Source organism: Streptomyces sp. NPDC025793, from assembly GCF_055558375.1.
Genome location: NZ_JBVHMR010000019.1, coordinates 47,171 through 59,862, shown reverse-complemented (window position 1 = coordinate 59,862; position 12,692 = coordinate 47,171). Strand labels below are relative to the sequence as shown.

Below are 12,692 nucleotides of genomic sequence, written 5' to 3'. Positions count from 1 at the left end.
CGCGGACGACGACCGTGCTCGTGACGTGATGTCGGGCGGGTCTCCTTTCCCCACCCATACACCGAAGCAGAATTGCGGAGAATCTTGGGACGTGTAGGTGGGAAAGGTGACGAAATCAATCCGACAGAAGGAGACTATGTCCAGCGATGCTGCGGGCACCCGGGCCACTGAAGGCCCGGTCGGCCAGAAATCCGATCCAGGCGGCGGGCCTGGCCTGAAGTTGGCTGCTCTCGCGGCCGGGTTTGTCATGGCGACGGTCGACACTACCGTCGTAAATATAGCCGGCACAAAGATCAGAACTTTGTTGCGCCTGAGCTTTTCTGAGCTCACATGGGTAATCGACGGATATGTGCTGACCTTTGCATCGCTACTGCTCCTCGCTGGGTCGCTGGCAAATCGCTTTGGCGCCAAGAAGGTTTACCTTCAGGGCATGGTGGTATTCGTAGTGGCGTCAGCCGCGTGTGGGATCTCCGGAAACGGCTTGGCGCTGATCACCGCGAGAGTGATACAGGGGGCGGGAGCCGCCCTGTTCATGCCGGCCTCACTGACGCTGCTCACGAACTCCTTCCCTGACCCCAAGTTGCGGACACGCATGGTGGGTCTGTGGACGGCGATCGTGTCCACGTTCACGGCGCTGGGGCCGGTGATCGGGGGAGTCCTGGTCGGCACGCTCGGCTGGCGCAGCATCTTTATGCTCAACTTGCCAATCGGTATCGCGGGAATCTTGTTGACCAGGCGATACATCGACGCGATCCCGGCGCAGCGCGTCCGCCCCCAGGTTCTGGGCAACGCTTTGGGAGTTCTTGGGCTCGTGGCACTGTCCTTCACGCTGATCGAGGGGCCCTCATTCGGCTGGTCGTCGCCCCCCGTCCTCTTGTCGGGCGCGGCAGCCATCGTGTTTCTCGTCGCGCTGATGCTGCAACAGCGCCGCAGCTCAGCGCCCATCGTTCCGCTCGACCTCTTCCACGATTCCCGTTTCACCGCGACCAACCTCATCGGATTCCTCATCAACTTCGGGGTCATGGGAGGGATCTTCATGCTCGGTCTCTTCCTGCAGAACGCGCGAGGAGCCTCGCCTCTTCTGGCCGGACTTCAGATGGTGCCGATGATGGCTGGGCCGCTGGTAGGTAACCTGGTATTTGCTCGGTATAGCCCTCGCTGGGGCGTGCGCCGGCCACTGATCGCCTCCTTGTCCCTCGCGGGCGTGGCGTCCGCGGCGCTCCTTGGCATCACTGACTCCACGCCGTACTGGATGCTGGCCACGGCCGTTGGTATCGCCAACTTCGGTATCGGCGTCAGTGCGCCGGCCATGACCTTCGCGCTGATGGAGTCCGCGGGTACGGAGCACGCGAACATCGCCAGCTCGATGCTCAACACGAACCGTCAGTTCGGCGGACTGGTCGGGGTTGCTGTAATTGGCATCGTTCTGGCAAATCAACACAACTGGTATGTGGGAGCACGCACCTCCTTTCTCGTAACAGCCGTTTGTTACGGTACGGCCGCGCTGCTCACACTGAGATACGTCGCGGCGGCTGGCCGTCCGAAGGTGTGATCTGTCTCGGAGTGCAGTGAGGGCGTGCTGCGGTGCGGGCGTCGACGATGGACGCTCCGACTCGGGTACGTCGTCAAGACCGTGAACTGGCATGTTGACGCGTGGCACGAGTGATGGTGCCCGCTCCTCTGGCTTCGGCACGGCGGCGCAGCGCGAGCCGGGATGCGTTCCCCAGTTGGGCGTACGCGGCGCGTGATGCGGTAGAGGTTGGTCTGGGCACCGCAGAGAGGAGTTGGGCCGTACAGGGTCGATCCCCACGCCTGCCGCGGTGGTGCCGCCGCGCTCCGCGGCGAGTCCGAGGGCGAAGCCGGTCGTCTTCCGCTGCCGGTCGGCTCATTCAGCGGCCGCCGCGGCCACCTCTTCTCGTACGGGTTCGTAACAACACCGCCTGGGTTCCCGCGAACGTTCTTCATTTGGAAGAACGAGGGGCGGGTGATCAGGCGGATGCCGGCGAGGAGGGCGACGCCGCGTTCGGTGCGGATCAAGCCGACGGCTCTCCCGGCGACGAGGGCGGCGGAGGACAGGCCGATGAGTTCGCCGCGTGCGGGCCAGGGGCGGGTGGTGACGACGGCGGTTCCGCCGGGACGGAGCATGAGGCGGCAGTGGGCGAGGATTTCGGCGAAGGAGTCCAGGAGCCGGTCGGCGTCGACGTGGGCGAGATTTGCGGCGTCGTGGTGTAGCGGTAGTCCTTCTTGACCACACTGGGTTCGCCGGTCTCTCGGCTGGAGCGGACCTGCCTGCGGACGGTGGAGCCGTACGGCGGTGACGTGACCACGAGATCCCCCTCGCACTGAAAGGCTGTGGGGATGAGGGCGGCGAGCTTGCGGGCGTCGCTGCAGTGCACCGTGCCGGTGCCGCCTTCGTGGGGAACGACGGCGGCGTTGAGGCGGACGGGTTCGGGCTACTTCGGTTCGTATTCGACGCCGAGGGCACTGCGGCCGAGGCGGATGGCTTCGACGAGGGGGGTGCCGATACCGCATATGGGGTCGAGGACCAGGCCGATGGGGCGGGTGTAGGCGGAGATCGCGTGGGCAGCGATCTGCGGGAGCGTTTTGGCTCTCCCCCCAAGGGCCGCTGCAGCCCCATTGAATGTCGTCAACCGCAACCGGCCTCACCATGAAGCCGCAACGCTGAAAAGGAATCAGTCCCCCCGGGTCGGCCGCCTCTCCTCCCGAATCTCCTCCAGCAGTGCCGTCACCGCTTCCATGATCCGTTCGCTGGCCTGGCGCAGCACCGGCACCGTGAGTTCGGCGCCGTAGAAGTCGGACAGGTCGACGGGAGGGCCCGCCGCGACTACCAGCGTGGGGCGCGGCAGCAGGCGTCGACCGCTGTTGCCATAAGGAGGAACGATTTTGTGCGAACCCCACTGAGCCACCGGGACGACCGGCGCTCCGGTGGTCAACGCCAGCCTGGCCGCCCCGGTCTTGGGCCGCCCCGGCCACAGATCGGGGTCGGTGGTGAGGGTCCCCTCCGGGTAGATGGCCACGCACTGCCCGCGTTCGAGCGCTTCGGCCGCGGCCTGCAGCGCGTCCGCCGCTCGGTGGCTGTTGCGCTCCACAGGGATCTGACCGATGGCCCGCAGGACGGCACCGATCACCGGCACGCTGAAGAGCGAGGACTTGATCAGGAATCTGGGCGGCAAGCCGTTCTTGTACTGGAAATGCCCATAGACGAGTGGATCCACATGTGACGTGTGGTTGATCACTGTGATATATCCGCCCTGACAGGGGAGATGGCGGGCACCCCGCCATTCCCTCCGTGCGACAAGACGCAAGAACCCGCGCACGATCACGGCGACGAACGCATAAGTACGTCCGGGCCCACCTTCGGTTGCAGTCGACGACTGCACTTTTCTCCGCATGGACCCGTTCTACACGAGGACCACTGTCGGCCAGCATAAAATAAGGCGGGCTTTAGCGGCACACCCTCAGCCGGTTAATGCTCAAGCCTGAGATGTGATCTTCATGGTTGCAGGGCGGCTTGGCGACGGTAGTGGCTGCGGCAGGCTCTGGCTTGGTGGCGTCGTCGCCAGAGGGACCAGTGCAGCCGGTGTGCGAGGTCTCGGGCGGGCTGCGGGAGCAGGACGGTGAACAGGCGTTGGATCGTTGCAGGTGAGCGATCAGTCCGTCGGGGCTGGTTCCGTCGTCGGCGGGGGCCTGGCCTTGTCGTTCGACGGCGGCGGTGACGGCGAGGAAGGCGTGGGCGAGCAGGGCGAGGGTGGCCCCGCGGTGCGAGGAGTTCCCGAGGCGGACCTGGTGCTCGTCCAGTCCGGCCAGGGTCTTTGAGCTCTGGAAGGTCTCCTCCACGGTCCAGCGGCGATCTGACGGATCATGCCACCGCGGGCGACAAAGGGCTGGCCGCAGGTGACACAGCTCCGACGGGATCGGTTGGCAGCACCTACGGGTTACTCCCTGTGACCAGCTTCAACAGGCCGTCTGCGGACGTCAGGTCGGGGATCACAGCGTGGGCACCCGCCGCGCGCAGTTCCTCGGGGGAGCTGCGTCCCGTGGCGACGGCGATGATGCGGACGTCGGCGGCGAGACCGCCCTCGACGTCGGCGGGTGTGTCGCCGATCAGAACGGTCTCCGGGGCCGCGGCGGATGAGCGGGTGAGCGCCAGTTTCACGAGTTCTGGCCGGAGGTCGGCGTCCTCGCCGTAGGCGCCGTCGTCCCAGTGGATGTGGGTGTCCAGGCCAAAGACGTTGAGCTTGGTCTCGGCGACGTGCGTACGTTTCCGGTGACGACAGTCTGCCGGAGTCCGGCGGCGGCGAGGGTGTCGAGGGCGGCTGCGGCGCCGGGCAGTGCGTGACCTTGCTCGCGTAGTTCGGCGGCGTGCCGGATGTGCTGGGCTGTGAGTGCCGCCGCGAACCGCTCGAAGTCGGCTCGGTCGGTGGTGAGGCCGTGGAGCTTGGCGGTCTCCCGGAAGATGACGGCTTCCGTCGATCTTGGCTTGTTGGCGCATCGCTTGTCCGGTCACTTCCTCGAAGGCTGCGGCGGACAGCCTGCGTCCGACGCCGCGCGTGTCGATGAGTGTGTGGTCGATGTCCCACAAGACGAGCTGTGGCATGCGACGAGCCCTTTCGAACTGGACGTCCAAGCGGATGCGCTGAGTCCCCCAATCGTTGCGGAAAGTGTCCGCGACGCGGAAGACAGCCCTACCCTGGCGGAAGTCGGGAGGGCCGATGGTAGATTCACCGAAGCTGCCCTTCGGGCGGCAGGTCAGGCACTACAGGCGCAAGAACGGTAACCGCTCGCAGGCCGCCATCGCAGGCCTGTGCGGGATCACCGAGCGCTACCTGTCCTTGATCGAAACCGGGAAGAAGACGCCGTCGCCCGATGTGCTGGCCCGACTCGCGCGTGAGCTGGGGGTGCCTGTTTCTGCGCTGCTCTCGGGTGAGCCTCCGCCCAAGTCCGGCGTCCTCCTGAGCACCGTGCCCGGCGTCGCTCGTGCCTTGAGGGGTACACGGGAGTCCGAGCCGGCGCGGCCGTGACTCCGGCGGAACTCCGGGACCGCGTTGAAGAAGCCTGGAGGATCTGGCAGACCAGCGAGGAGCGATTCAGCGAAGTCGAGCAGGTGCTCTCGCAGTTGATCGCTGACGTTGAGTGCGCCGTCCGCGTATAGCGCACAGGAGAGGAATCCGGGGCCCGCCGCGAAGTGCTGTGCACTTCGGCGGACTTGTACGGCCTGCTGCGGTCGTATTGCCGGCGCGGAGCCAGCGTGCCGCTGTCGAGGAAGGCAGGGACCCCTTCCCCCACCGGGCCCGGAACGCCATGAGCACGACGCCGAAGATCAGCGACTATGTCGAGACGTTCCTGTCGCGGCATGAACGCCGTCAGGGCACCGTCGAGTCCTACGGATACCGGCTCCGGGGACACGTCGTTCCGGAACTCGGCTCAATGCCGATGGGCGATGTGAAGCGGGGAGAGTACCGGGACTTCTTCACGACGTTGAAGAGCCGGGGAATGCCCGACACCACCCGTTCCGGGGTGAAGAAGGCGCTCTCGGCCATGCTCTCCATGGCGGTAGAGGACGGGTACCTGGAAGACAATCCGGTTGCGGGTATTCGGCTGCCGAAGGGGACCGGTCGAGGAGTCCGGCTGACGTGGCAGCACGTGGTCGCTCTGGCCGATGAGATCGTTCCCCGGTACCGGATTCTGATCTGGTTCGGCTCGCTGCAAGCTCTGCGCGCCATGGAAGCCGCCGGAGTCCGTCGTTCCGACATGGAGACGGTTCCCGGACAACAGCTGGTCGAGGAGCAACGGCAGCGCGGAAAGGCCGTACCGCTAAAGACCGACGCGAGCCGTGCGCCACTCGCTGTTGGAACCTTCCTACGCGGCGAGTACGAGGCGCATCTAGCCCGGTGGAGGGCACCATTGAAGCCCGCGGCCCTGCGCAGGCGCGAGCGACGGGGGCTGCCGCCGATTTCGGCGGAGTACAGTGACCTGGTCACAGTGACCCGCTACTGGACACCCGTCCGGGAAAAGACTCTGTGTCAGGAATTCGACTTGGCCAAACAGAGGGCCCGCGCACGAGGGATTCCGGTCCCGGAGAACGCGACCTTCCGGGACCTGCGTCACTTCGCCGACGCCGTCCTGGTGGCGTCGGGCCTGGAGCCGCGCAAGGTGCAGGCGCGTATGCGGCACGCACGGCTCGCCGAGACCCTGGACACCTATGGTTACCTGGTATGGGAGGTGGACTGGGAGAACGCGCCCGCCTCGTTCGAGGAGCTGTACGGCATCACCGCACCTCCCGGCTTGCCGGAGGCCGCGCTCAAGCCCCGAGCCGAGCGTGTGACCCGGACTGCGAGCGCACGCGGCGCCCAGGTGCCATCACAGCCCGGCGTTGCAATCAACACCCGATGACGTCGCCGGGCCGAGCCGTCGGGATTGTGCACGCGTTGTGCATCGCAGTCGTCCCAACCTGACCTATGTGCAGATCAGCGGGGTTTGGGACAGAGTGCCGGACAGTCCCCGGCGTACAGCCCGACTCGTCTGCCACTACCTGCGGCTCTGTCTGGGGACGGTGGCGGAGGAGGGCTGAATCTTGGGCGAGTGGGGGTGAGCAGCCAGCTCGGATCAACGGCGAAGCATGTGTGTGGAGGTGGCTTGTCGATGCTGTGGCAGGAGCTGGTTCGGGGTGTGGTGCGGCGGCCGTGGAAGAGGCCCCAGCGCAGTAGCTGGCGGCGGGTGATGTCGGTCCACAGGGGCAGATTGGCCAGCAGGTCGTCGAGGTGGAGCGGGCTGATGACGCTGCGCAGCTGGGGCGTGTGGCGGGGCACCTCCTTGTCGAGGCGCGTGTGGTGGGTGATGCGGTTCTCGGAGTCGGTCTGCAGGCCCCGTCTGGACAGGCGTTACGAATAGGGCGATGGCGGTGCCCGGATCTGCACGCCGAGACGGGACAGCGCGCGCCGCACGGCCTCGTTCGGAATCTCCTCGGCCGCCACGATGTCGGAGAAGATCAGGGCTCGGTCTGGTTTGATTATGCGGACGGCCTCGGTCAGTGAGACGTCCCGGTCGGCGCCATGGCACAGGACCTCCAGGGACTCGTCCACATCGAAGCGCTCCGCCTCGCAGGGAAGCTGGCTGAGGGATCCGGTGACGACCTTGATCAGGCCGGCCAGGCCGCGTCGGGTGTTGGCCGCGCGGTGGCGCCGGTTGTGCTCCCCGCTGAGATCGAGGGCCGCCATCGTGACGAGGATCTCTAGCTGCCACAAGAGACGGACAGTTGACGCCATCACTGCGCGCCGCGGGCCGCACCGCATACGAACATGATCCCCAGGGACGGCTGGTCCGCAAGTCTCGCAAACTACTCAATGGTCAGACTCGCACCTGGACTTACACCTGGAATGCGGACGACCGACTCACGGCAGTGGTCACTCCTGACGGAGCGTGCTGGCGCTACAGCTATGACCCACTCGGCCGCCGCATCTCCAAACTCCGCGAGGCCACCGACGGCTGCGCAGCTGCGACAACTGACTTCAGTTGGGACGAAACCCGGCTCGCAGAACAGACCGGCGCCGATGGGCGGTCCACCACCTGGGCCTACGCTCCAGGAACTCACCGCCCACTCACCCAGACCGATCACTGGTGTCGCACGCGCACTCCGGGGACATCCTTCCTGGCTCAGCTCGCCGAGGATACAAACGTGGATCGCAGCACGCGCTTCCACGCGACTGTCACCGATCTCGTAGGAACTCCTACCGAACTGGTTACCGATGACGGCGAGGTGGCATGGCAGCATCGCACCGCGCTATGGGGGACCGAGCTTCCCGCAGTAGCAGACAGCCAGACATCAGTGGAATGCCCACTCCGATTCCCCGGGCAGTACGCCGATGCTGAAACCGGCCTGAACTACAATCACTTCCGCTACTACGACCCCGAGACCGCCCGTTACCTCAGCCCCGACCCCCCTCGGCCTTGAACCGGCGCCCAACCACCACGTGTATGTGGCAGCGCCTCTGTCGATATCAGATCCTCTCGGGCTGAATCCCTGCAACATTGCCTCGGTGACGGGCCCCGCCGGGGAGACACTGCCTCTCCCCAAGGGTGCAACCGGCACGCCGGTCGCAACAGGGAAGGGTTGGGCTTACGATATTCCAGCCGGCACCAAGGGAATCGATCCCCGGGTTACGCAAGTCCGAGTCATGGATCCGGTAACGACAGGAAAGTATCAGTACCCCAATGGATACGTGGTCTACATGAACAAGGCCGGACAATCAGTCAACCCTCTAACCGGTCAGACGGTCAGTAAAGCTGACCCTTACAATCACATCCCGATTCCATGATCTCAGTGAACAATCTCGTTGCAGCGAGGCGCGAAATCTCTGCTCTCGTCGAGGCGGCGGACCCGGATCCCCTGAGGGAGGCCGACGCCCTGCAAGAAGCCCAGTTGCTTGACTCCCGCGTGTGCCAGCTGACCTCGACGGCTGCGCTCCTGTTCGAACTGCGCACCTCGCTGCAATTCGACGCCGGAAACGCGGCACTACTTGTCGTGCGCGGACTGAGCTCCTTCGGCTGGAAGTCCTCGGCAGCCCAAGTTCCTCTCGCGGCCCTTACAGTAGTATCAAGCCTGCCTGACCGAGCTGCCGATTCATTTCGCGCGAAGTTTGAATTCTTCCCTGACGCCCAACTCGACGTCGCGGGTAAGCAGGCGGAATTCTACGTTCTAGAAGTAGACGGGATCGGCGACGTTCCGCCTGACTACACGGAGATGAGTCGGGAGCACATCGAACGGGAATTGCCCTCGTGGTCCTCCATGTGTAATCCGCTTCAGGCGTCGAGCGTGTAGCCCTTTCCCTTGGGGGAGGTTGGCATCGTCACTGGTTGAACTCCTGCGTTCTCGGTCGTCTGCCGGGCACCGGGCTTCGTGAAAGGCGGCTGGTTTCGGGCCGAGGCCTCGCAGCGGATGTCGAACTGCGTCGACGCGCCTTGCGATCTGCGGTGTACGAAAGTGCCTCGCGGTCGAGCCACTCGATCGAGGAACCACTTTTCCGCGACGGCCGGGGACATGTAAGTGCCGCTGGCGGGGCAGGACTTCGAGTCGACGTGGTTGGCGCAGACGGTGGGGAGGCCGTCGACCGGTGGGCGTCGGTACCGGTCGCCATAGCCCGAGCAGCGGAGATGCCGGGACCGGGACAGTGAGTAGCACGGTCGGTTCGCGGTGCGACGAACATCGCGCCGCCGCCGGAGAGCCGCCGCACCACCTCGATGCCGTGCCGCGCGGCACCCTCCGGGTCCACCTCGTTGCGCAGTGACCGGAAACTGCCGATGATCACCGCCGGGGCGCCCCACTCCCACACCCGCAGGGTCGGCGGGCGGCGGCCCGCGGCGACCTCGGCGGTCAGCACCTCGTCCAGGGCCATGTGCAGCGCGGGCGGCTGCGGGCTCTCGTGGATCAGCTGCCAGTCGTAGTCCGTCCAGTCCGTGGCGCGGGCCAGCGCCCGGCGCACCGCGACGGCGACGCCCTCCGAGGTCAGGCCGTACATCACCGTCCCCGGGGGCAGCGCCGCGTCGATCCGCGCGGCCAGCCCCGCCGCGTCCGTGTCCGCCGGGGCGCCCTCCAGCGCGCGGTTCACCGTGTCCAGCGCCTCGTCCGGCTCCAGGAAGAAGTCGCCCGCCACGCGCACGTGCCGCAGCACGCCGTCCTCGGCCGCCAGGTCCACGACGACGAGCTTGCCGCCGGGCACCTTGTACTCACCGTGCACTGCCCGGGCCTCCGTACTCCCGCACTTCTGTCTCCCGCACGAGATCAACGGCTGGTCGGGACGCCGTGTTCCCGGGAGGCGCACACGCTCGTACGATCACCCGGGAGACGTACCCGAGCCCAGGAGCCGCACCGTGTTCACCACCCGGCCCACTCTGCAAGGCACGTTCGGCATGGTGTCCTCGACGCACTGGCTGGCCTCCCAGTCGGCGATGGCGGTCCTGGAGCGCGGCGGCAACGCCTTCGACGCCGCCGTGGCCGGAGCGTTCGTGCTGCACGTGGTGGAGCCGCACCTGAACGGGCCGGCCGGCGAGGTGCCGATCCTGCTCGCCCCGGCGGGCGGCGACGTACGCGTGCTGTGCGGGCAGGGCGTGGCCCCGGCCGGCGCCACCGTCGCCCACTACCGCGGGCTGGGCCTCGATCTCGTACCGGGCACCGGACCGCTCGCGGCCGCCGTGCCCGGCGCCTTCGACGCCTGGCTGCTGCTCCTGCGCGACCACGGCACCCAGAGCCTCGACGACGTCCTGGAGTACGCCATCGGATACGCCGAGCACGGGCACGCGCCCGTGGAGAAGCTCGGCGCGACCGTGGAGACCGTACGGGAGCTGTTCGAGACGGAGTGGACCTCGTCCGCCGAGGTGTACCTGCCGGGCGGCCGGGCGCCCCGGCCCGGCGAGCGCTTCCGCAACCCCGCCCTCGCCGCCACCTGGAAGCGGCTGCTGGCCGAGACCGCCGGCGCGGGCGACCGGGAGGCGCGGATCGACGCCGCGCGCGCGGTGTGGCGCTCCGGCTTCATCGCCGAGGCCCTGCTGCGCCGGTCCCGGCTGCCCACCATGGACACCAGCGGCGCCCGCCACACCGGCACGCTCACCGAGGCCGACCTCGCCGGCTGGTCGGCGACGTACGAGACCCCCGTGACGTACGACTGGAACGGCTGGACCGTCTGCAAGGTGGGCCCCTGGAGCCAGGGCCCGGCCCTCCTCCAGCAACTCGCCCTGCTGCCGCAGGAGTTGCCCGCCTACGGCTCCGCCGACTACGTCCACCTGCTCATCGAGAACTGCAAGCTGGCCATGGCCGACCGCGAGGCCTGGTACGGCGACGCCGCCGAGGTGCCCCTCGCCGAGCTGCTGTCGGACGACTACAACGCCGGCCGGCGCGCCCTGGTCGGCGCCAAGGCCTCCTGGGAGCTGCGGCCCGGCAGCCCCGGCGGCCGCACCCCGCGACTGCCCGCGCAGGCGTACGCGCGCGTGGAGAGCGGCGACCACGGCTTCGACCCGATGGGCGCGGGCGAGCCGACCGTCGCCGAGTTCCCCGGCGAGGCGCACGTCGCCGACGACGGCACCACCCGCGGCGACACCTGCCACCTGGACGTCGTCGACCGCTGGGGCAACATGATCGCGGCCACCCCCAGCGGCGGCTGGCTCCAGTCCAACCCCGTCGTGCCCGAGCTGGGCTTCCCGCTCGGCACGCGCCTGCAGATGACCTGGCTGGAGGAGGGCCTGCCGAACTCCCTCACCCCCGGCCGCCGTCCGCGCACCACGCTCACCCCGTCCCTCGCGCTGCGCGACGGCGTGCCGGTGCTGGCGTTCGGCACTCCCGGCGGCGACCAGCAGGACCAGTGGCAGCTGCACTTCCTCCTGGCCGCGACCCTGCGCGCCCGCGTCCGCGGCGGCCTCGACCTCCAGGGCGCCGTCGACGCCCCGAACTGGCACAACGACAGCTTCCCCAGCTCGTTCTACCCGCGCGGCCGGCGCCCCGGCAGCGTGACCGTGGAGTCCCGCACGGACCCCGGCGTGGTCGAGGAGCTGCGACGGCGCGGCCACGACGTCACCGTCGGCGCCGCCTGGTCCGAGGGCCGGCTGTGCGCGGTCGCCCGGGACCCGGAGACGGGCGTGCTGTCCGCGGCGGCGAACCCGCGCGGGATGCAGGGGTACGCGGTGGGCCGCTGACGGCGCGGGCGGCCCCCGCTCTTCATCCCGATTCCACCTGGTGTGCACCGGGCGGGAGGGGATTGTCAGCGGGGTGTGCTCTCATGGACACATGATCGAACAGATGACGGAAACCATCGACGAGTTTCTCACGCGCTGCTCGGCCGACGTGGAGGAGGCGGTGCGCCAGGCCGCCGCGGCCGAGATCCTGCCCCGCTTCCGCCGACTGTCCGCGGCCGACGTGGACCAGAAGAGCGGACCGCACGACCTGGTGACGGACGCCGACCGGCTCGCCGAGAAGCGGCTCACCGAGGCGCTCGGCGCCCTGCTGCCCGGATCGGTCGTGGTCGGCGAGGAGGCGGTGCACGCCGACCCTGCGACGTACGACGTGCTCCAGGGCGACGCCCCCGTCTGGATCGTCGACCCGGTCGACGGCACCCGCCAATTCGTGCACGGCGACGACGGCTTCTGCACCCTGGTGGCGCTCGCCCACCGGGGCGTGACCCTGGCGTCCTGGACCTACGCCGCCGCCCGCGGCCGGATGGCCACCGCGGTCCGCGGCCGGGGCGCCTTCCTCGACGGCGAGCGGCTGGCCGCGGGCCGGCCCGCGCCGGGCCGTGACCTCGTCGTCGCCACCTCCCACCCGGACTACACCACCGACGAGGAGAAGCGCTCGCTGAGCGTCCTGTGGACCGACGGCCTCGCCCCGCGCCCGTGCGGCTCGGCGGGCCTGGAGTATCTCGCCATAGCCAGGGGCGAGTTGGACTGCATCGCGTTCACCTGGGAAGCGGCGTGGGATCACGCGGCCGGCCTGCTCCTGGTCGAGGAGGCGGGCGGCGCCCACCTCACCCGCGGCGGCGAACCGTTCCGGGTGACGGGGGGCAACGCCCTGCCGTTCACGGCGGCCCGCGACACGGCGACCGCCCGTCGTGTGGTGGAACTGCTGCGCACGGCGGCCTGAGCGTCGGGGCCCGGACCGGGATCGTGCCGGTGCACCGGCCTATCCTGGT

Annotated in this window: 10 protein-coding genes and 4 pseudogenes; 8 read left to right on the top strand and 6 right to left on the bottom strand. The window is 68.1% G+C overall.

The window, feature by feature from the left end; genetic code table 11:
- The first annotated feature begins 136 nt into the window (after window positions 1-136).
- Together ACZ4MF_RS30600 and ACZ4MF_RS30595 are read left to right on the top strand one after the other, a co-directional pair.
- Window positions 137-1,552: a DHA2 family efflux MFS transporter permease subunit gene (locus ACZ4MF_RS30600; RefSeq protein ID WP_467495151.1), complete on the top strand. Its 1,416-nt coding sequence runs from the start codon at window positions 137-139 to the stop codon at window positions 1,550-1,552.
- Between the two features lie 413 nt (window positions 1,553-1,965).
- Window positions 1,966-2,232, top strand: a complete 267-nt coding sequence (locus tag ACZ4MF_RS30595; protein ID WP_467495149.1) for a hypothetical protein — start codon at window positions 1,966-1,968, stop codon at window positions 2,230-2,232.
- A 221-nt stretch (window positions 2,233-2,453) separates the two neighbouring features.
- Here ACZ4MF_RS30595 and ACZ4MF_RS30590 read toward each other — a convergent pair whose 3' ends face one another.
- The 4 genes and pseudogenes from ACZ4MF_RS30590 to ACZ4MF_RS30575 form a co-directional block, all read right to left on the bottom strand.
- Window positions 2,454-2,651 carry a DNA methyltransferase gene (locus ACZ4MF_RS30590; RefSeq protein ID WP_467495147.1) on the bottom strand — a complete coding sequence of 66 codons (198 nt, stop codon included), beginning with the start codon at window positions 2,649-2,651 and terminating at the stop codon, window positions 2,454-2,456.
- A 42-nt stretch (window positions 2,652-2,693) separates the two neighbouring features.
- On the bottom strand, window positions 2,694-3,413 hold the full coding sequence (locus ACZ4MF_RS30585; protein ID WP_467495145.1) for a lysophospholipid acyltransferase family protein: 720 nt from the start codon (window positions 3,411-3,413) through the stop codon (window positions 2,694-2,696).
- A 101-nt stretch (window positions 3,414-3,514) separates the two neighbouring features.
- A pseudogene (locus tag ACZ4MF_RS30580) lies at window positions 3,515-3,870 on the bottom strand (IS701 family transposase); the annotation flags it as partial.
- A 79-nt stretch (window positions 3,871-3,949) separates the two neighbouring features.
- Window positions 3,950-4,618: pseudogene (locus tag ACZ4MF_RS30575) on the bottom strand (HAD family hydrolase).
- Between the two features lie 115 nt (window positions 4,619-4,733).
- Here ACZ4MF_RS30575 and ACZ4MF_RS30570 point away from each other — a divergent pair.
- The gene (locus ACZ4MF_RS30570; protein ID WP_467495143.1) at window positions 4,734-5,042 is read left to right on the top strand and encodes a helix-turn-helix domain-containing protein; all 309 of its coding nucleotides are present in this window, start codon (window positions 4,734-4,736) and stop codon (window positions 5,040-5,042) included.
- 280 nt (window positions 5,043-5,322) lie between these two features.
- Window positions 5,323-6,414, top strand: coding sequence for a tyrosine-type recombinase/integrase (locus tag ACZ4MF_RS30565; protein WP_467495141.1), 1,092 nt, complete (start codon window positions 5,323-5,325; stop codon window positions 6,412-6,414).
- Window positions 6,415-6,902: 488 nt separating this feature from the next.
- Here the strand turns inward: ACZ4MF_RS30565 and ACZ4MF_RS30560 are convergent, their stop codons facing one another.
- Entirely contained in the window at window positions 6,903-7,238 is a 336-nt protein-coding gene (locus tag ACZ4MF_RS30560; RefSeq protein ID WP_467495139.1) for a methyltransferase domain-containing protein, read from the bottom strand.
- Window positions 7,239-7,297: 59 nt separating this feature from the next.
- Between ACZ4MF_RS30560 and ACZ4MF_RS30555 the strand changes: the two are divergent.
- A pseudogene (locus tag ACZ4MF_RS30555) lies at window positions 7,298-8,063 on the top strand (RHS repeat-associated core domain-containing protein); the annotation flags it as partial.
- 269 nt (window positions 8,064-8,332) lie between these two features.
- Window positions 8,333-8,839 (top strand): hypothetical protein, encoded by a 507-nt coding sequence (locus ACZ4MF_RS30550; protein ID WP_467495322.1) that lies wholly within the window; start codon window positions 8,333-8,335, stop codon window positions 8,837-8,839.
- A gap of 315 nt (window positions 8,840-9,154) precedes the next feature.
- Here ACZ4MF_RS30550 and ACZ4MF_RS30545 read toward each other — a convergent pair.
- Window positions 9,155-9,755: pseudogene (locus ACZ4MF_RS30545) on the bottom strand (lipoate--protein ligase family protein); the annotation flags it as partial.
- A 133-nt stretch (window positions 9,756-9,888) separates the two neighbouring features.
- On the opposite strand from ACZ4MF_RS30545, the gene ACZ4MF_RS30540 reads away from it, so the two are divergent.
- Together ACZ4MF_RS30540 and ACZ4MF_RS30535 are read left to right on the top strand one after the other, a co-directional pair.
- A complete protein-coding gene (locus tag ACZ4MF_RS30540) occupies window positions 9,889-11,703 on the top strand; it encodes a gamma-glutamyltransferase family protein (protein WP_467495137.1) in 1,815 nt (604 codons plus the stop codon).
- A gap of 91 nt (window positions 11,704-11,794) precedes the next feature.
- The gene (locus tag ACZ4MF_RS30535) at window positions 11,795-12,643 is read left to right on the top strand and encodes an inositol monophosphatase family protein (protein ID WP_467495135.1); all 849 of its coding nucleotides are present in this window, start codon (window positions 11,795-11,797) and stop codon (window positions 12,641-12,643) included.
- The last annotated feature ends 49 nt before the right edge of the window (window positions 12,644-12,692 follow it).

What these genes read in the sequence shown, in the direction of transcription:
- ACZ4MF_RS30535 (WP_467495135.1), top strand. Translation starts at nt 11,795, where the DNA reads ATGATCGAACAGATGACGGAAACCATCGACGAGTTTCTCACGCGCTGC.
- ACZ4MF_RS30560 (WP_467495139.1), bottom strand. Translation starts at nt 7,238, where the DNA reads ATGGCGGCCCTCGATCTCAGCGGGGAGCACAACCGGCGCCACCGCGCG.
- ACZ4MF_RS30570 (WP_467495143.1), top strand. Translation starts at nt 4,734, where the DNA reads ATGGTAGATTCACCGAAGCTGCCCTTCGGGCGGCAGGTCAGGCACTAC.
- ACZ4MF_RS30600 (WP_467495151.1), top strand. Translation starts at nt 137, where the DNA reads ATGTCCAGCGATGCTGCGGGCACCCGGGCCACTGAAGGCCCGGTCGGC.
- ACZ4MF_RS30565 (WP_467495141.1), top strand. Translation starts at nt 5,323, where the DNA reads ATGAGCACGACGCCGAAGATCAGCGACTATGTCGAGACGTTCCTGTCG.
- ACZ4MF_RS30585 (WP_467495145.1), bottom strand. Translation starts at nt 3,413, where the DNA reads ATGCGGAGAAAAGTGCAGTCGTCGACTGCAACCGAAGGTGGGCCCGGA.
- ACZ4MF_RS30550 (WP_467495322.1), top strand. Translation starts at nt 8,333, where the DNA reads ATGATCTCAGTGAACAATCTCGTTGCAGCGAGGCGCGAAATCTCTGCT.